The 18,698-nt window shown below is 35.3% G+C and carries 18 protein-coding genes; all 18 read right to left on the minus strand.

Annotation, left to right across the window (positions count from 1 at the left end; translation table 11 throughout):
* Positions 1–11: 11 nt before the first annotated feature.
* Entirely contained in the window at positions 12–338 is a 327-nt protein-coding gene (locus ACFFU9_RS11930; protein WP_379861677.1) for a hypothetical protein, read from the minus strand.
* Between the two features lie 2 nt (positions 339–340).
* Positions 341–1,315 (minus strand): deoxyhypusine synthase family protein, encoded by a 975-nt coding sequence (locus ACFFU9_RS11935; RefSeq protein ID WP_379861678.1) that lies wholly within the window; start codon positions 1,313–1,315, stop codon positions 341–343.
* Positions 1,305–2,243: an agmatinase gene (gene speB / locus ACFFU9_RS11940; RefSeq protein ID WP_379861679.1), complete on the minus strand. Its 939-nt coding sequence runs from the start codon at positions 2,241–2,243 to the stop codon at positions 1,305–1,307. The genes ACFFU9_RS11935 and speB overlap by 11 nt, the downstream gene beginning before the upstream one ends.
* A gap of 29 nt (positions 2,244–2,272) precedes the next feature.
* Entirely contained in the window at positions 2,273–3,691 is a 1,419-nt protein-coding gene (locus ACFFU9_RS11945; RefSeq protein ID WP_379861680.1) for an arginine decarboxylase, read from the minus strand.
* A gap of 495 nt (positions 3,692–4,186) precedes the next feature.
* Entirely contained in the window at positions 4,187–4,984 is a 798-nt protein-coding gene (locus ACFFU9_RS11950) for a TspO-related membrane protein (protein ID WP_379861682.1), read from the minus strand.
* Positions 4,985–5,121: 137 nt separating this feature from the next.
* Entirely contained in the window at positions 5,122–6,003 is an 882-nt protein-coding gene (locus tag ACFFU9_RS11955) for a pseudouridine synthase (RefSeq protein WP_379861683.1), read from the minus strand.
* Between the two features lie 67 nt (positions 6,004–6,070).
* Positions 6,071–6,973 (minus strand): geranylgeranylglycerol-phosphate geranylgeranyltransferase, encoded by a 903-nt coding sequence (locus tag ACFFU9_RS11960; RefSeq protein WP_379861684.1) that lies wholly within the window; start codon positions 6,971–6,973, stop codon positions 6,071–6,073.
* A 54-nt stretch (positions 6,974–7,027) separates the two neighbouring features.
* Positions 7,028–7,957 carry a mevalonate kinase family protein gene (locus ACFFU9_RS11965; protein ID WP_379861686.1) on the minus strand — a complete coding sequence of 310 codons (930 nt, stop codon included), beginning with the start codon at positions 7,955–7,957 and terminating at the stop codon, positions 7,028–7,030.
* A gap of 367 nt (positions 7,958–8,324) precedes the next feature.
* Positions 8,325–9,446, minus strand: coding sequence for a diphosphomevalonate decarboxylase (locus tag ACFFU9_RS11970; RefSeq protein WP_379861688.1), 1,122 nt, complete (start codon positions 9,444–9,446; stop codon positions 8,325–8,327).
* 60 nt (positions 9,447–9,506) lie between these two features.
* Positions 9,507–10,718, minus strand: coding sequence for a BaiN/RdsA family NAD(P)/FAD-dependent oxidoreductase (locus ACFFU9_RS11975; protein ID WP_379861689.1), 1,212 nt, complete (start codon positions 10,716–10,718; stop codon positions 9,507–9,509).
* The gene (locus ACFFU9_RS11980; protein ID WP_379861690.1) at positions 10,715–11,404 is read right to left on the minus strand and encodes a glycerophosphodiester phosphodiesterase; all 690 of its coding nucleotides are present in this window, start codon (positions 11,402–11,404) and stop codon (positions 10,715–10,717) included. The genes ACFFU9_RS11975 and ACFFU9_RS11980 overlap by 4 nt, the downstream gene beginning before the upstream one ends.
* Before the next feature lie 50 nt (positions 11,405–11,454).
* On the minus strand, positions 11,455–12,318 hold the full coding sequence (locus tag ACFFU9_RS11985; protein ID WP_379861691.1) for an acyl-CoA thioesterase: 864 nt from the start codon (positions 12,316–12,318) through the stop codon (positions 11,455–11,457).
* A gap of 82 nt (positions 12,319–12,400) precedes the next feature.
* Positions 12,401–13,699, minus strand: a complete 1,299-nt coding sequence (locus ACFFU9_RS11990) for a DUF2254 domain-containing protein (RefSeq protein WP_379861692.1) — start codon at positions 13,697–13,699, stop codon at positions 12,401–12,403.
* A gap of 125 nt (positions 13,700–13,824) precedes the next feature.
* Positions 13,825–14,775 (minus strand): aldo/keto reductase, encoded by a 951-nt coding sequence (locus ACFFU9_RS11995; protein WP_379861693.1) that lies wholly within the window; start codon positions 14,773–14,775, stop codon positions 13,825–13,827.
* Between the two features lie 5 nt (positions 14,776–14,780).
* Positions 14,781–16,001 (minus strand): bifunctional alpha/beta hydrolase/OsmC family protein, encoded by a 1,221-nt coding sequence (locus ACFFU9_RS12000; protein ID WP_379861694.1) that lies wholly within the window; start codon positions 15,999–16,001, stop codon positions 14,781–14,783.
* Positions 16,002–16,098: 97 nt separating this feature from the next.
* Positions 16,099–16,611 carry a peptide-methionine (S)-S-oxide reductase gene (locus ACFFU9_RS12005; protein WP_379861695.1) on the minus strand — a complete coding sequence of 171 codons (513 nt, stop codon included), beginning with the start codon at positions 16,609–16,611 and terminating at the stop codon, positions 16,099–16,101.
* 5 nt (positions 16,612–16,616) lie between these two features.
* Positions 16,617–18,179, minus strand: coding sequence for a protein adenylyltransferase SelO (locus ACFFU9_RS12010; protein ID WP_379861696.1), 1,563 nt, complete (start codon positions 18,177–18,179; stop codon positions 16,617–16,619).
* A 3-nt stretch (positions 18,180–18,182) separates the two neighbouring features.
* A complete protein-coding gene (locus ACFFU9_RS12015; protein ID WP_379861697.1) occupies positions 18,183–18,674 on the minus strand; it encodes a TlpA family protein disulfide reductase in 492 nt (163 codons plus the stop codon).
* Positions 18,675–18,698 lie beyond the last annotated feature (24 nt).

Below are 18,698 nucleotides of genomic sequence, written 5' to 3' on the forward strand. Positions count from 1 at the left end.
ATCATTTATTTTTATTCATTATCGTCTTCGTCGACTTCATCCATGATGTCGGGTTCTTGTATGGCTTCTGGATCGTTGCCTTCAAAATCCTCATAATCATCTTCATCGTAATTTTCCATAGTAAGTGCGAGCTTAGTACTCACTTTTACTAAATACTTGGTATCTGCAGTAGTAACCTCTACACATTCTACCCATTCGTTATTGGCATTTTTAAAGGAAATAACATTATCGTCATCATATCCATGTGGATATTTTTCAACGAGCAAGGCCAAAATTTCTGGTGTTAATTTTTTAAAATCGACAATTACACGTTTAAGATTATCGTTTCTTTTAGTCATAATTACATGTTTAATAAATAAGCAAATATTAGTGGGGCAACAATAGTCGCATCGCTTTCAATAATAAATTTTGGAGTATTGATATCTAATTTACCCCATGTGATTTTTTCATTTGGCACAGCTCCTGAATACGAACCATAACTTGTAGTAGAATCACTAATTTGACAAAAATAACTCCAAAACGGTGTGTCTGTTCGTTCCATATCTTGGTAGAGCATAGGCACAACACATATTGGGAAATCGCCTGCAATACCACCTCCTATTTGAAAGAAGCCAATACCTTTTGATGAATTTTTCGTGTACCAATCTGCTAGAAAGGTCATGTACTCTATTCCAGATTTCATCGTACTTACCTTTAATTCGCCTTTTAGAACATAGCTTGCGAAAATATTTCCCATGGTACTATCTTCCCAACCTGGACATATTATAGGTAAATTCTTTTCTGCGGCAGCATACATCCACGAGTCTTTTAAATCGATTTCGTAATACTGCTCCAAGACGCCAGACAGTAACATTTTATACATATACTCATGTGGCAAATAACGTTCTCCTTTATCATCGGCATCTTTCCATATTTTATGGATGTGTTCTTGTAATCGCCTAAAGGCTTCATGCTCTGGAATACATGTATCTGTAACACGATTTAAACCTTTCTCCATTAAATCCCACTCCTCTTGAGGGGTTAGGTCTCGGTAGTTTGGCACACGTTTATAATGGGAATGGGCAACTAGATTCATAATATCTTCTTCAAGATTAGCTCCTGTACACGAAATAATCTGTACTTTATCCTGACGGATCATTTCTGCAAAACTTTTTCCCAACTCTGCAGTACTCATAGCACCTGCAAGAGACACTAACATTTTTGCACCAGACTCCAATTGTGCCTCATAGCCTTTAGCGGCATCAACCAAAGCCGCTGCATTAAAGTGCAGGTAATGTTTTTCTATAAATTGTGATATTGGTCCTTTAGTACTCATCGTCATCATTAAATTTTGAAGTGTTATTCTTTTGTTTTGAAATATCGAAAGTATTATCGTATTCGTCATTTATGCCTTCGTCCATAAATTTATAACTTAACATCTTATAATACAATTTTGCAGCTAAGAAATCTGAGGATTTCTCTATTTTATTAGGACAAAGCTCTACAATATCAAATCCTACTACATTTTTCTCTTTAAAGACCTGTTTTAAAAATTCTAGGGTTTCATACCACAATAGTCCACCTGGTTCTGGTGTTCCAGTACTAGGCATAATGGACGGGTCGAAAGCATCTAAATCAAATGTAATAAATACGTTATCGGTCATTTGATCGATTGCAGCATCCATCCATGTGTCGTCAATAGCCATTTCGTGTGCGAAATAGGTTTTTTCTAGATCCATTACAGATTTCTCCATAACATCCATAGAACGGATACCAACTTGTATTAAATTAGTGTTTTGACTGGCTTCATACACTGCACAGGCATGATTACAGCTTGTGCCTTCATAACTTTTTCGTAAATCGGCATGTGCATCAATATGCAACACTGTTAAACTCGGGAACATTTCATTAAACGCGCGAATAGTACCTATAGATATAGAATGCTCTCCACCAAAAACAGTAACGAATTTGTTTTTTTTAATATATTTTTTGGTTGTTTTATGTACCGCATCCACCATCGCTTCAGGCGAGGTGTTCTCGGTAATGGCATCTGCTAAAAAAACACCTTGTTGGTAAACTTCCGTATCGGTTTCAATATCGTAAAGTTCCATGTTTGCAGAAGCATCCAAAAACGCATCCGGACCTTTATCCGATCCTTTCTGCCACGTGCTCGTACCATCATAAGGTACAGGAATCAACACGATTTTCGCACTATCTAACTTTGCGAATTCGTCTGGTATTCCAGCATAATTATTAGTTGTCATTTGATAATTTTTTATTAATTTTTTTTGCTTTATTTTAAATCGTTACCGTTACTTGATTTATACCCTAATATTTTAAGAAGGTCTTCACTTTTCTGTTGTTCGCTAAATAATTCTGTTGTAATATTTCCGTTTTCATCCCGATCAATTAAGATATGTTTTGGCGACGGAATCAAGCAGTGTTGCAAACCACCAAAACCACCTATGGTTTCTTGGTAGGCGCCTGTATTGAAAAACCCAATATACAAGGGCTTGTCCTTATTGTATTTTGGTAAATAAATGGCATTCATGTGCTGCTCACTATTATAATAGTCGTCGCTATCGCAAGTTAAACCACCTAATAGAACACGCTCGTAGCTTTCTTGCCACCTATTGATAGGCAACATGATAAAACGCTTATTAATCGCCCAGGTATCAGGTAAAGTGGTTATGAATGAAGAGTTGATCATGTTCCACTTTTCGCGATCGTTCTGTTGCTTTTGGTAAAGCACTTCATAAATAGCACCGCCGCTTTCTCCTACTGTAAAGCTACCAAATTCTGTAAAAATATGGGGAACGTCTACTTCTTCTTCTTCGCATACTTTTTGTATTTGGTTTAGAATTTCATCGACCATATACTCATAATCAAAATCGAAAACCAAAGAGTTCTTTATAGGAAAACCTCCACCAATATTTAAACTATCTAAAGTGGGGCAAATCTTTTTTAAGCTCGTATAAACTTTTAAACATTTCGATAACTCGTTCCAGTAATAGGCATTATCACGAATGCCTGTATTAATAAAAAAGTGAAGCATTTTAAGGTTTACTTTTTTATTTTTCTGAATTTGATTCTTATAAAAGGGCACTATATTTTTATAACCAATGCCCAAACGAGACGTATAGAACTCAAACTTTGGCTCCTCTTCTGATGCAATACGAATTCCTACATTAAATTTGCCATTTATTTCCTCGGAAAGCAAATCGATTTCTTCATAATTATCTATTATGGGAATGGCATTTTTATGACCATTATTTATCAATCTAGCAATATTAGATATGTATTGTTCGCGTTTAAAACCATTACTGATAACGTAAGTCTCATTTGAAATTTTACCCTCTGCTTTTAAATTTTCAACAATATCGATATCAAATGCAGACGACGTTTCAATATGAATATCGTTTTTTAAAGCCTCATGTAATACATGTTTAAAATGTGAACTTTTTGTACAATAACAATAGCTATAAGTACCTTTATAATTATTTTTTTCGATTGCATTGGCAAACCATTGTTTTGCCTTGTTTATATTGTTAGAGATTTGTGGTAAATATGTGAACTTTAAAGGCGCACCATATGTTTCTACCAATTCCATAAGGTTGATGCCATGAAACTCCAATGTTTTATTTTCAAGTGCAAATTCTTCTTGTGGAAAATCAAAAGTCTGATTTATTAAATCTATATATTTAGTATTCATTTATTATTTTTAAAGTTTAAAGATGTAAAAATTTAATCTAACTAAGTGTTAAACTAACAAAAAAATAACGAATATCAAACTTGTATTTCATTCTGAGTAGTAGGTACAAAGCCATAATGATGCTGACTAGCATATATGGGCAAGGGGGAAGTTAACTTTAAAATCCGGTGGCTTAATCGGTAAGCTGCTCTTGAAAATGACTTCCAAATTTTCAAAAGCCCGAACATATAAACAGGTCTCAATTTGTTTAGTTAAATGCGGTACAAATGAAATATAAATATTTGTATTACATCGTATTTTTGAATGTTTTTTTTATTTTTTTTCACAACAATTATTAACACCATTACTAGCAGGGCACACCCAACAACGGGCTATAGCTCAAAGAGCAAAAGCAAACACAAAACACTCATAACAAGCGCTTTGCGTTTCAAAAAAAACCTCAATTACAATAAGCACTTTATCAGAACAATGTATCGTCTTTAATATTCTTACATCTTAAAGCGCGTTATCCATAAGCTTTGCAAAGGGATTAGTTTTTCTGTTTTGATATCCATGAATAGCGACAATCAAAGTGAGTACTATTGCGCCCCCAAAAGCCACATACATTACAGTGTTATATTGGTCTTTATTTGCGACACCAATGCCTACAAGTGCCCAAGCGCCAACTACGGCAAACTCACGCATATTTCTTTTCCAGACCATTAATATATTAAGAATTACGGCAGCACAAATAACCATTACAGTCCAACTAATTTCCGATAGACCAAAACGGCTCCACTCTATTTTCACTAAATACGCCGAAACGTTCGCAATGCTAGCCACTGCAATCCAGCCGCTATACACCACAAATGGCCACCATAAGAATGCGATAACAGCAAGCGGCTGATCGTCAAGCTCCATTCTATTGTTTACAACTATTTTGAGTAAAGAAAACAAAAGCAAAAACATCAAAACACAAGACACCCCAGTATATTCGTAAAGCCATGCCACTACCCATAATGCATTAAATAAGCAAGACAATATAAACCACCATCCTGTTTTTATAACAAAACTATCAGGGTTTATTGTTTTCGACCAAAGACTCTTAGCTTGGTAAACTACAAAGCCAAAAAGCATAAAATATATAAGCCCCCAAATAGCAAAAGTATATCCCGCAGGTGTAAAAAGTGATGTATACCGGTTTGAAACTGCCCCTATAGTGCTGCCATTAAGAACTCCGGTATTAGACAGGTAGTTTATAAAAACCACCGAAACAAATGCTAGCCCATTGCCTATTTGTAATGTTTTTTTCATTAATAACGGAATTTAGTACAATATAAACTTAATAATAGGCAAAGCCGATCTTTTACAATCAAAAAACTAACTCATTTCCTTTATATAACAAAAAAAAAGCCCATGAGGCTTTTTTATATATTAAATAGCGTTTGTGCTTATAGCATTTTCAAGGTATTCAATTCTTGTTCGCTTAAATGCTTCCAGCTACCTCGGGGAATATCTTTTTTGGTTAGATGGCCAATAGCTACACAGTCCAGACTAATAATCTCATACTTTAAATAATCAAATATCGTTCGAATAATACTATTACCTGTGTTTTTTATTTTTAAGCCAATTTCCTTTTTGGAAGCTCCATCAATATAGCTTACTTCTTCAACCGCAACTAGTTTACCTTCAACTTTAAAACCCGTCTGTATTTTTTTTAAATCTTCAAGCTTTAAATTTTTATCAAGCTCCACCTGAAACAACCTGGTAACCCCTTTTTTAGAGTTTGTAAATTTGTCGTGAATAGTATCGTCGTTAGTAAACAACAACAAGCCTTTGGAGTTTCTCCCTAAACGCCCGATGGGTTTTATTCTGGATGTAGTAGCATTTGCCACCAAATCCATTACTGTTCTCCCTTTCCCCTCACTAGTGGTCGTTGCAAACCCTTTTGGTTTGTTCAACAACACATAGGCCTTTGGTTCTGGGTTTACCCGTGCACCATCAAACCGTACTTCATCCCCTATTTTCACTTTATACCCCATTTCTACAACCACTTTTCCGTTAACAGAAACCAAACCAGTAGCTATATGCACATCGGCTTCACGTCTAGAACATGCACCAGAGTTGGCGATATATTTGTTCAAACGTATTTCATTAGGGTTACTCGATTTCTTTGGGGTCACGTTAGTTTTCTTAATAGGCGCATTTCCGCGCGCAAAACTTTTGCTCTTGGGATTGCTTATTTCACCTTTTTCGGAACCTTTTCCTCCTCCATTTTGCTGCCCTCTTCCAGAAGGTTTTCCTTTTCCACTACTTCCTTGATGTCTACTCATGACTCGTTATTTTTTGACAAAGATACTTTTTAAAATTCTGAATTTTGGATTCCGAATTCCGAATTTCTTAAATTCGATTTAAAACCAACCCAACATTGATTAAAACTATAGAAAAAACACCCGAAACAATAATAAATTTCAAAATATTATGAAGTATTAGATAGTGGATTTTAGTTTTGGAATGCCATAAAAGCAATAAAAACACCAACAATAGAAATACACACAAATACAAATAAAGATACATGTAACCAATTTCAAAACGATACAACAAAAAATAAGCTGGCAGCAAGGTCAATACAGATAAGATAGTCAGCATTACTTTTGAGGCATTTTCACCATACACCACAGGAATAGTTTGATAACCTTGCACCAAATCCCCTTTTATATTTTCTAAATCTTTAGTAAGCTCTCTCATAGATATCATTATAAATAAGAATGTACCATGGACAAAAATAACAGGCTCAAAATTCTTATAATAAATAAAAATGACAAAGAAAGGCGATATCGTTAAAACGGCAGAGGTTAAGTTTCCAATAAATGGCAGTTTTTTTAATTTATGCGAATAGAACCAAATAAGGAATATATAAACTGAAAAAAAAATAACAGCTCTAAAAGACACATAACTGGCTAGAACGACCGATATAAGATTAAGGACAAAGTAGAATGATAACTTGGTATTTTGGCTTACTAGCCGATCTAAACGAGATTTTATAGGTCTGTTAATTAAGTCTTTTTCAGAGTCATAGAAGTTATTAATAATATATCCTGCTGCAATAGTGGCCGAAGATGCCAAAACCAACATAAGCAAATTAACATCAAAAACCACTTCCCTTAGAGGCTTATCATGAGCCAAAATATAAATAGAGGTTAAATATTGAGCCATTACAACTATTAAAATATTGTAACCACGCACTTCAGAAAACATACTAAAAAACTTAAGGAGAATATGTTTTTGCCTTCTGTTTAACATAAAAAATATTTGAAATTATCCCGATAAATATGGAGACAATATAACTTTATAAATTTAGAAGTTATAAACCACTTCTAACTTATAATCTGCAAGCGATTGTTTAGCCTTCTCAATATCTTCTGTAAACCCAAGAATATAACCACCACCGCCAGATCCGCAGAGCTTTAAATAATACTCGTTAGTATCAAGCCCTTTTTTCCATAGTTCATGGAACTGTTGTGGAATCATAGGTTTAAAATGGTTGAGAACCACTTTGGAAAGGCGTTTCGTGTTTTTAAATAAAGATGGCATGTCCCCTTTTAAAAAGTCGTCTACACAAGCATCTGTGTGTTTTATAAATTGATTTTTAATCATATTACGGAACCCGGCCTGCTTCATGTTTTCCATAAACAAACCTACCATGGGCGCTGTTTCACCAATAATACCACTATCAATTAAAAACACCGCTCCTTTTCCATCACTTTGTTGTGCAGGAATACCAGTAGCTTCAATGTTATCTTTTGAATTTATTAGAATAGGAATACTTAAATAACTATTAAGCGGATCCAAACCAGAAGATTTGCCATGAAAAAACGACTCCATTTCAGAAAAAACAGCTTTAAGCTTCAAAAGCTTTTCGCGTGTTAAGTTTTCTAGAACCGTAATTTTATCAAAAGCATATTTATCATAAATAGCAGCCACTAAAGCGCCGCTACTTCCTACTCCATAACCTTGCGGAATGGAAGAATCGAAATACATACCCGCAGTGACATGCTGCTTTAATAATTCGATATCAAAAACAACCAAATCAGCAGAAACCCCCTCTAAATACGCTGCAAATCGCATTAAGCTTTTGTTTGATTCTATAGCCCCTTCTGAAGGGTTCTTAGAGGTCTTTAGGGCACCTTTGTAAAAATTATAAGGAATCGATAAGCCTTTTGAATTTTTAATTATTCCATATTCTCCGAAGAGTAATATTTTTGAGTAAAATAGAGGTCCTTTCATAGATATGGATTAAAAAAATAACAAAAAGATAGCAATTTACACTATTTTAATTTTTTAGAAACACTCATGAGCAATGGAAGTATTTCGTTTGATTTGGGTTAATTTATTATAAAATCATCTTCATTATCAACACCTATACCATACAACGAATACAATTATGATTTTCAGAATGATACCGTTTATTTTAGTTATTAGGTGTTACTCTCTTAACATATTAAGACATTCCAGATTTAAAAAAACAGTATTGATACCATTCACTCTTCTAAATCTACAATATCTTCTGCAAAATTAAAGCTTTTATCTTTAATTATATTCTGTTTTTATCAAATTTTGAAACTCAAATGAGTTTTAAAACCTTCTTTGAGATTTATTCTTCATCCAAAAGATTTGCGCCAAAACCAATGGTATCGCAAATATAATGACCATTTTGGCAATACTCCACTAATTCATTCTTAATAAATTCAAGCACCTGTTCTGTTTCCTTTTCTGGATATAAAACATGCACATTTGCGCCAGCGTCTAGCGTAAAACATAGGTTGGATCCTGTTTGGTTTCTAAACGCCCAAATTTTATTGATAATTTCTAAAGTACTGGGTTTCATTAAAATAAAATAAGGCATACTACTCATCATCATAGCATGCAACGTTAAAGCCTCACTTTCTACTAATGAAATGAAAGCCTTTAAATCCCCCCTTTTTAAAACATCTATCATATGAGATAGATGTTTATGCGCTTGCTTAAACCGTTCTTGTGCAAACGGATGACCATACATTAAATCATGACCCACCGTACTGCTTACTTGTTTTTCACCTTTATCTACCAATAAAATGGTGTCGTTGTAATTTTTAAAATTCTCATGTACCGTGTAAGGAAATTTAACCCCAAACAAATCGGAGCTTCCTTCAATATCGGCATGCTTACCCCAAACCACCACATCACCCTCAATACTTCTGCAGGCACTTCCTGAGCCTAAGCGCGCTAAAAAAGAAGCTTTTTCTGTAAAAAAGCCATCATTAAGAGGCTTTCCGCCCTCAGAACTCATTAACAACTGGTTCTCCATGCTCATTAAACACAATGCCAAAGCGCTCATTCCGGATGCAGAAGATGCAATGCCCGAACTGTGCGGAAAGGTATTTGAAGTTTCAATTTTAAAATGATACGCTCTTAAAAACGGCAAATAAAGTTCGATACGCTTAAAAAACGTTTCGATTTTCGGTTTAAATTCATCTTTCTTTTCGCCATCCAAAAAGACTTCAAATGAAAAATCGGCACCGCTTTCTTTTTTGGAATATTTTAATGTTGTTGTAGTTTTACATGCATCCAACGTAAAACTAATAGATGGATTTTCTGGAATTTGATTTTCCTTTTTTCCCCAATATTTCACTAGAGCGATATTACTAGGCGACGACCATGTAAATGCGCCGCTATGTAACGAGCTATTATATTCCTGATAACGCTCAGGACCAAGAATAAAGTGTTCTATTTTCATGTTGATTTTAATCTGCATGCAAAGATAACCGTTTTCTAAAAACTTAATAGAGACGAATACCTATTTTGATATGTTTTGAGCCACGATATATCCCCCTGTCCAAGCATTTTGAAAATTAAATCCGCCTGTTAAGGCATCGATATCAAGGACTTCTCCTGCAAAATAGAGGTTTTCAACCTGTTTACTCTCAAAGGTCTTGAAATTTATTTCTTTAAGACTCACACCTCCTGCTGTAACAAACTCGTCTTTAAAAGTGCTTTTGCCATTCACATCAAATACAGCAAGAGTAAGCTGCTGCGCTAAATTTTCCAATTGCTGTTTATTTAAATCTGCCCAACGGGTTTCGGCATTCATCTCTGATGCTAAAACTAAGTTTTGCCAAAGTCGCTTTGGCATATCAAAGCTCGCTGATTTAAATACTGTTTTTTTTGCCAAATCATGCTTCTTGCTTTTTAAAACTTCCAAGCAATCCTCAAAAGTTTTTCTTATAAAATTTATCTCTATTTTAAATTTATAATCCCGTTTTGCCAACTCCAAAGCCCCAAAAGCAGAAAGTTTTAAAATAGCAGGTGCACTCATTCCCCAATGGGTAATGAGTAAAGGCCCTTCACTCCACAAATTAGTATCTAAAACTTTTATTTCAACATGTAAAGCCACCACGCCAGGAATATCTTTAATCCGTTCGTCTGTTATATTAAAGGTAAAAAGCGATGGTACGGGCTGTGAAATGGTATGGCCTAAACCCTCTAATAATTTCCACATTTTAGGATTACTTCCTGTGGCCACTACTACTTTTTGAGACAGAAATGCACCTTGAGAGGTTTCAATTTGAAAAACTTGATGTTGCTTTTCAATAGATTTTACGGAGTGGTTCAACAAAACCTCAACACCATGCTTTTGGGCTTCATTTAAAAAACAATCTATAATGGTTTGTGAAGTATTAGAAACCGGAAACATCCTGCCATCTTCTTCAATTTTTAAAGCGACACCACGTTTTTCAAACCACTCTATAGTATCGCCCGTCATAAATTGATGAAAGGGACCTAATAATTCTTTTTCGCCACGGGGATAGTTTTTGGTTAGTTCTTGAGGAACAAACTCCGCATGGGTCACATTGCAACGGCCGCCACCAGATACTTTTACTTTGGTTAGCACCTCTTTTCCACGCTCTAGAATGGCTACTTTTAAGTTCGGGTTTTGTTCTGCTATATTAATGGCTGTAAAAAACCCTGCGGCACCTCCACCCATTATTATCACGTTTTTTTTATTCATAATCTATCGGGAAAATCAGAAATAATACCATCAACACCATAATGTTCCAATCGTTTTATTGCCGAAGGGTCGTTCACGGTCCATGTAAATACCTGAAAGTTTTGGGCTTGTATTTTTTCAACAGCCCTTTTTGTTAACATGGTATAATCAGGATGAATGGATACTGCGCTTATGCCTTTGGCGAATTTAACTGCAGCCTCTAGATCGGTTTCGGTAAGAACCCCCAACATTACCATAGGGTTGATGTTACGTAGAGATGTCAGTAAATCATATTGAAAACTGGATACTAAAAAATCTCGGTAGTTCCATTTTTTTTCATTAACATAAAAATCAATCCAATCACTTATTTTTCTTACTGTATTTTTTCCTTTTAACTCTATGTTTAATAGAAGGTTTTTATCGATTACAGTCATAACTTCTTCTAAAGTGGGAATACTATAGTGATCTAAAACCTTTAATTCTTTTAATTCTGAAAGCGTCCATTTTGAAATTTCTCCAGAACCATTTGTCACCCTATCCAAAGTAAAGTCATGAAAGACGACTAGCTCGCCAGAGGCACAAACATGCACATCTATTTCAACACCTTCAATACCCAATTCCACAGCCTTTTTAATAGACTCTAACGTATTTTCGGCTAAGTGACCTCTAGCGCCTCTATGCCCTATTTTTAGTGGTGGCAGCTTCATTGTATCTGTTTTTTATGAGCGTTTACTGTTTCTGTTTTTTTATTGAATGTTTAGCTTTTAGGTCGCATCAACCCTTCCTGCGCTACAGACGCCACCAATTTACCATCTCTAGTAAAAATATGCCCTCTAGCAAATCCTCTGGCACCAGAAGCGTTTGGCGACTCAATAGAAAAGAGCATCCAATCCTTAAAATCAAAATCTCTAAAATACCACATAGAGTGATCTAAACTTGCTGTTTGTGTGTTGCCCCAATGCGCTTTACTAGCATGTGGATTAAGTATGGATACCAAAATATTATAATCAGAAATATAGGTTAAAATTTGCTGTTTTGTTGCCAAATCTAAGTCCTTAACATTCCCTTTTAACTTAAACCATACATCGTAAAATGGTGGCAAATCTTTTTTATCTAATGGATTAGCCACTATGGTAGGCTTAAATTCGATAGGACGCTCAATTTCAAAAAAAGATTTGAGGCTCTTTGGCAGCATATCGCCCCATTGGTTTAATATCTCTGTCCAACTTAACAAATCTTCAGGCTGTTTTAATCCAGGCTTCATTGTTGTTTGATGCTCATATCCCATTTCCTCTTGATGGAAAGACGCCGAGAGAATAAATATAGTCGTCTCTTTTTGATGTGCTGTTACCCGCCTTACTGAAAAACTCCCTCCATCTCTAATGATGCTCACGTTATAAGTGATTGGCAAATTTAAATTACCAGTTTCCAAAAAATAAGCATGCATAGAATGCAGCACCCTTTTATTGGTTATGGTCCTACTAGCTGCATTTAAAGCCTGAGCTAAAACCTGTCCGCCAAATACTATAGGATTTCCAACAGTTTCACTGATACCGTTAAATTCGTTTTCATTAATTTTCTCTAAAACCAGAAGGTCCAACAAGCCATCAACTGTATTCATAATGTTTATATTCAATATTAAATTTTAGCATTGTAAATTTACAATGTTAATTGCAATTGCCTAAACGATTTGACCCCTTCTTTTATACCGCGATATGTTTCAAAATACCAAGTCGCTTGGTGATCCCTTCTAAGTCTGCTTTATTACTTATGGCGCTTGAAGCATCCTCATAAAGATTTTCCGCTTCCCTTAATGCCATATTTTTATAAGATTCCTCTGCGGTATCAGTATGCTGTAACATATGCTCGAACATGCCCAATAATTTTTGAACAATAACAATATCGTGTTTACAATACGTTCTTAAGGCTCCCATTACCTCATAGAGCAAAACCTTAAATGAGGTGCTTTTCAAATGGACTATAGCGACTCCTGAAGCATTAAAATAATAACTTTTATCTTTCTTTCGCATCCGCATTAAAAACAATTCCGTTAAATAATCGATGGCATTAATTGCCGTACCGGGATCATTTATGCCAGGGGACATCGCTTTTACGGCGATTTCTGTAAGCTGTTTAAAAGCAAGCACGTAATTATCTTCTATAAACTCACTTTTTGAAAAATTAAACGCAGAAAATATACTATCGATAGCATCACTTTTAATTTTTCTTTCAATTCTAAATAAGGGATTTCCTTTAAAAACATATTCGCCTTTATAAACCATAATATCCACCTTAACGCCATGATCTTTTACCGCTTCAAAAACAGCGCTTAAACTAACATCCTCCATATATCCAGATGTTTTAGATTTTAAAACCAGCCAATGGGCACTGTTTGGGAAGCTCGATTCTCCTGTTTTTTCAAATTCGACAAGCGTATTAAGCCTATTTTTAGCGGTGTTAAAAATAACGCTCATGATATTACTAATTTGAATTTCCTGAGATATGGAATGGATAAAATAAATAAAAGCCCCTAGGCAGAACGTCATAAAAACAATAGCCAATAGCACTGAAAACCCTGGAAGCTGGTACTTATCGCCTGTAGGCTCTATAGAAATTAAAGTAAAAATGCAGTATAACAGACAGGAATTATAGATACCCAAAATAACTTGGTGTCGTCTATTGGAAATCAAGCCAGGCAAAACTCTAGGAGAAAAATTACTGGACGCCTGATTAAGCAAAATCATAACCATTGAAAAACTAAAAACCATTATAGAGATTAAGCCTGCTATAAAAGTAGTGAGAATGGTTCTAGCGGTTTCAACATTATTAATAACCAACCACGGCACGTGCTCTACTAAGTACTTAGAAACATGCAGATGCTCTACATAATACATTAAAAAAGCAAACAAAAAACCACCTAAACTTATAAGGCTTGGATAAAATGCAATATTACTTTCCAACTTATAAATGTAATTGAGAACTCTATGCAAAATGGCTTTCATGAATTGTTTTTTCTAGTTAAGAGCATGATACGATACCTTATTTGATTGAAAATTACAGAGAATATGCTTTTAAACAAAGATATTACACACAAAATCTAAACCTATTAGTCGTAAAGAAAGCTATTCTAATTCCAACTTAACCGGCTACGTTCATTCCAATAAGCTTCACCAGAAACCCCTAAAGCCTTCAACACACTTAACTCGTCTTCTGAAAACTTAAAATGCAGAGCCTCTAGGTTTTGCTGAAGCTGGATAGTATTAGAAGCACCACTAAGCACGTAATCAGGATGTAAACAGTCTATAACAAAACGTAAAGCAATAGCATCTACTCCTACTTTATACTTTTGTGCTAATGCCTTTAATACGGTATAGGATGTTTGATAATTGGAAAAATTCGCATTTTCAAACACACGACCGTTTGCCAAAGCTTCCTTAATTATAACTGTTTTTCCTTGTTGAAGTACCTCTTTTAATATAGAAAAAGCAGACTGCTCCAATACATTATATGTCACTTGAAAACTATCAAATAAGACATCGTTATTGTTCTCAACCTTAAGAGCCGCCTCAATAACCTCTTTTTGGTTGGGACCACTTGTTGTGATACCTATTTGCAGCCCTGTTTCTTTTTTTATTTGATAGAGTTTACGTAAAACCTCCTGGTTTTCTAAAACACCACTTTCAAAAGTGGCCGAATGCACTTGATAATATTTTAAATTGGGCAACATGTTTTTGGACAGTTCCCATTGCTCTAAAAGCTTATTTAATTGATGTGATTTAACTTCGTGCTGTCCATTAAAGTCTAGTTCCCAATTGGCCACATAAGTATAGCCCCATTTCGTTCCAAGCACGGCATCGCTGTGGTTTCTCTGGCTATTCCAGTCGTTCAAAAAAGTTTCCCCCTTACCATACGATGGTGCCGTATCAAAATACCGAATTCCTAATTTATAGGCTTCATCCAATACTGCAAAAGCATTTTCCCTAAAGGCTTCCTTAGATTTATCGATGGTTTTATCTGCTCTAATATTAATATATTCTGGTCGTCCCAATGCAGCCAATCCCAACCCTATTTTTGTCATGCTATTTAATCTATAAGTTCCGTTTCAATAACCGTTTCGCTAAGTAATGTTCTATGCACAGGACATTTTGAAGCAATTTCTTTTAATTTATCTTTTTGAGCTTCATCTAAATTCCCAACAAATTTTAATCGTTTCTGTAAATGATCTATTCGGCTTGGTTTATCATCGCCTAACATTAAATCTTCACTATGTTTTTTAGAATAGGTAATATAAGCAAAGACCTCTTGTAAATCCCATTTTTTACGTTCGGCATAAAGTTTAAGTGTCATAACTGTACATGCGGCAAGTCCTGCACTTAAAAAATCATAAGGAGAAGGCCCAAAGTCGTCGCCCCCCATACTTTCTGGTTCGTCTGCTATAAAATCATGTTTCTTGGTTTGGATACTTGTTGTAAAGTTATCTTCTGCCACATTTAAATGTGCCACCAATTGTTCGCCCTTTACATCCAATATCTTATTATCTTGAGGTTCAAAATACCGCTTTACCCACGTACCTATTATATCGCCCACATATTCACTATCTTTTGAATTAGAAAGCAAATGATCGGCATCGTCTAAACTCACAAAACTTTTTGGGTGAAAGGCATTTTTGTACAACATCTCTGCATTTTCAATGCCCACAATTTTATCGAAGGGCGCATGCATAATTAATAAAGGCTTACGTAAATTTTTAGTAATTTCAGGCAAATCGGTTTTATCAAAATCGGCAATAAATTCTTGATTGATTTTAAACGGTCTTCCTCCTATATCCACTTCCACATCTCCTTTTTCTTTAACCTCATCGATGCCGTGAGAAAACAAATGCGTAACATGGTTTACAGTTGCAGGTGCACCAATAGTGGTTACCGCTTTAATATTCTCTAATTTAGATGCCGCCACAATAACTGCTGCACCACCCAAAGAATGTCCCACCAATAACGAAGGTGCCTGGTAATGTTCTTTTAAATAATCGTTAACGGCCAATAAATCTTCCACATTTGCAGAGAAGTGACTTTCAGAAAACTCACCCTCACTTCTCCCTAAACCCGTAAAATCGAAACGAACCACGCCAAAACCGTGACTGGTAAGCGATCTGCTGATGTTTTTAACTGCAGAAAACGAGCTATTACAAGTAAAACAATGTGCAAAAACAGCATAGTAATGTGGTTTTTGGCCTGCAGGAAGCTCTAAATATGCTTGCAATGCATGTCCTTTTTTATTTTGAATATTCAATTTTGTTCTTTGCATCTTTTAAACATTTTAATAAATTAGAAATTTCCCTTATTTTTTTCTTAGAACCCGATCGAGAGAGCATTTAAACAAAGTGCTTTAGTTTCTATGGTTTTCATAACAATAAAACATAATTCTTTATTTTATCTTGATCGGTATGGATTAAAAATTGCTTCAAAAGCAATTGAAGTTTAGGGTTTATAAAACTTTCGCAAAACGGTTTTTTAGGATTTTTATAATAATAATTCTGAATTGCCTCACGGGAGGCTTCAAAAGCAGCAAAATCAAGCACTTGCGTTATTAATAAATTATCAAAATCATTTTGAAACGTTTTAATAATTAGCTTTGCGTCTTGTTTTTGTTTTTCGGAAAACACATAAACCGCTGAACGATACTTCCCTCTCATGGAATGGTTAGAGGTGCTTTTATGAGTGTATAAATGAATCTCAATAATGGTTTTAAGCGCAATGACTTTTGTATTAAAATAAACAATCACCGCTTCTGAAAACGCCTGATTTTCTCCCACCGAAGCGACATAGCCTTGGTCCACTTTTTCAACCCCTTTTAAAGATTGAAACACAGCTTCCGTACACCAATGGCACCCCCCTCCCAACGCTATTCTCATCATACTTATTAAGAACTACACGACAGCATAGAAGCGCCTACTTTATCTCTAGCCCAATCTGGACGTTTTGCGAACCATTTTTGGTATTCCGGTTGCTCATCGTATGGTTTTTTCAGCATTTCAAACAATTCATTTAATACTTTGTAATCTCCTTTATCTGCATCTTCAATAGCCAGTTGCGACATATAATTTCGAAGAACATATTTAGGATTCACCAAATTCATCTTGTCTTTTCTTGCTTTATCCGAGAAGGATTCCAATGTCAATCTATCTGCATAAGCCTTAAACCAAAACATCCATTTTTCTTTAATATCCCCGCGGATGTCCTCTAAAAAATAAAAAGCATCTCTAACGGCCTCTATCCCTTTTAAAGGTTGTTCCTTTTTAAAATCGCCTAAATTTCTAAAGAATATCGTCATGTCCGTTTCCGTTAGTTGCAAATTTTCTTCTAAATCTTTAATTAATACTTTATCTAAATCTATTTTCCGTTCCAAGCCTAGTTTAGAGCGCATCATGTTTAAAGACGCTTGATCAAAATTATTTTTATAATCCTCTAAAACCGCCTCCAGAACGGGCACATCTTCAATTAAAGGATAAAGCGCATTTGCCAATTGCACCAAATTCCACAATCCCATATTAGGCTGATTACCGTAACGATAGCGCTTGTACTGCCTGTCTGTGGTGTTTGGCGTCCAACCAAAATCAAAACCTTCCAACCAACCATAAGGCCCATAATCTATTGTTAGCCCCAGAATAGACATATTATCGGTATTCATAACCCCATGTACAAAACCCACACGTTGCCAATGTAGGATCATCTCTAATGTTTTTTGTGAAACATCTTTAAAAAACTGAACATAGTTTGCTTTCGAAACATCTTCTAAATAAGGAAAGTGATGTTTTATAGTAAAATCCACTAAGGTTTTTAAGGTATGATGATCTTGTTTTGAAGCAAAAATCTGATAGTTTCCGAAACGCAAAAAACTGGGCGATACACGTGTTACGATAGCCCCTTTTTCGTAAGCTGGATTTCCATTATACAAAACATCTCGTAACACTTGGTCGCCTGTTAAGGCCAATGCCAATGCGCGTGTTGTAGGTACGCCTAAATAAAACATAGCTTCGCTACACAAATACTCACGTATCGATGACCGTAAGACTGCCAAGCCATCGGCAGTTCGAGAATACGGTGTTTCTCCTGCTCCTTTTAGTTGTAATACCCAACGTTTATTATTATGAACAACCTCGCACAGATTAATGGCACGGCCATCCCCCAATTGTCCAGCCCAATTTCCAAATTGATGGCCGGCATAGCACATGGCATAAGGCGTAGTATTGGACAAAACCTCATTTCCAGTAAACACATTTAAAAACTGTTCTGTTTTACTATCTGCTTCTGTTAATCCTATATTTTCAAGCATTTCCAAAGCGACATGAAGCAATTCTGGTTTTGCCGTTTTTTTAGGGTTTACATAAGAAAAACAGGCTTTAGACACCTGTCTTCTTGTATTTTCCATAATGGGATCCGCTGGCAATTCTTTGGTGAATGTATCTTTGATATTGAGTTTCATGCGTTACACTTTTTTTAAAAATTCGATTGCTGCATCAGGATTTAGATGAAAATCTGAAAACACGACATTATCATACTTATCAATGAATAAAAACCAGGGGGTCCCACCTGTTTGATAATGCTTCATAATAGTGGACATGGATTTTCCATCGCATCCTGCATCATGGCCAAACGGTATCTTTAAATGATATTTTTCTTGAGTCTCCACTATTTTTCCAAAGGTATTTTCATGATGCCCCTCGAAAACAGTTTGCACTGCTAAAAACACCACTTCAGCATGATCTTTTAAAGCTTCTACCATTTTTTTTAAATCTGGAAACCCTTTACTATGGCAGCCCGGGCACCAATATTGAAAACAATATACCACTTTAAACTTCCCACTTAAAGACGAGAGGGTTATAGGGGTCCTTTTATTCCCTTCAGCATCAATCCACTGGTTCACATCAAATGCTTTAGCTTTAAAAGCTTCTGGATTTTGCTGTGATGGATGGCTCATGTTTAAATTTTTTTATCTGAAACA

This window comes from Mariniflexile ostreae (assembly GCF_042427585.1).
Taxonomy (GTDB): domain Bacteria; phylum Bacteroidota; class Bacteroidia; order Flavobacteriales; family Flavobacteriaceae; genus Pseudalgibacter; species Pseudalgibacter ostreae.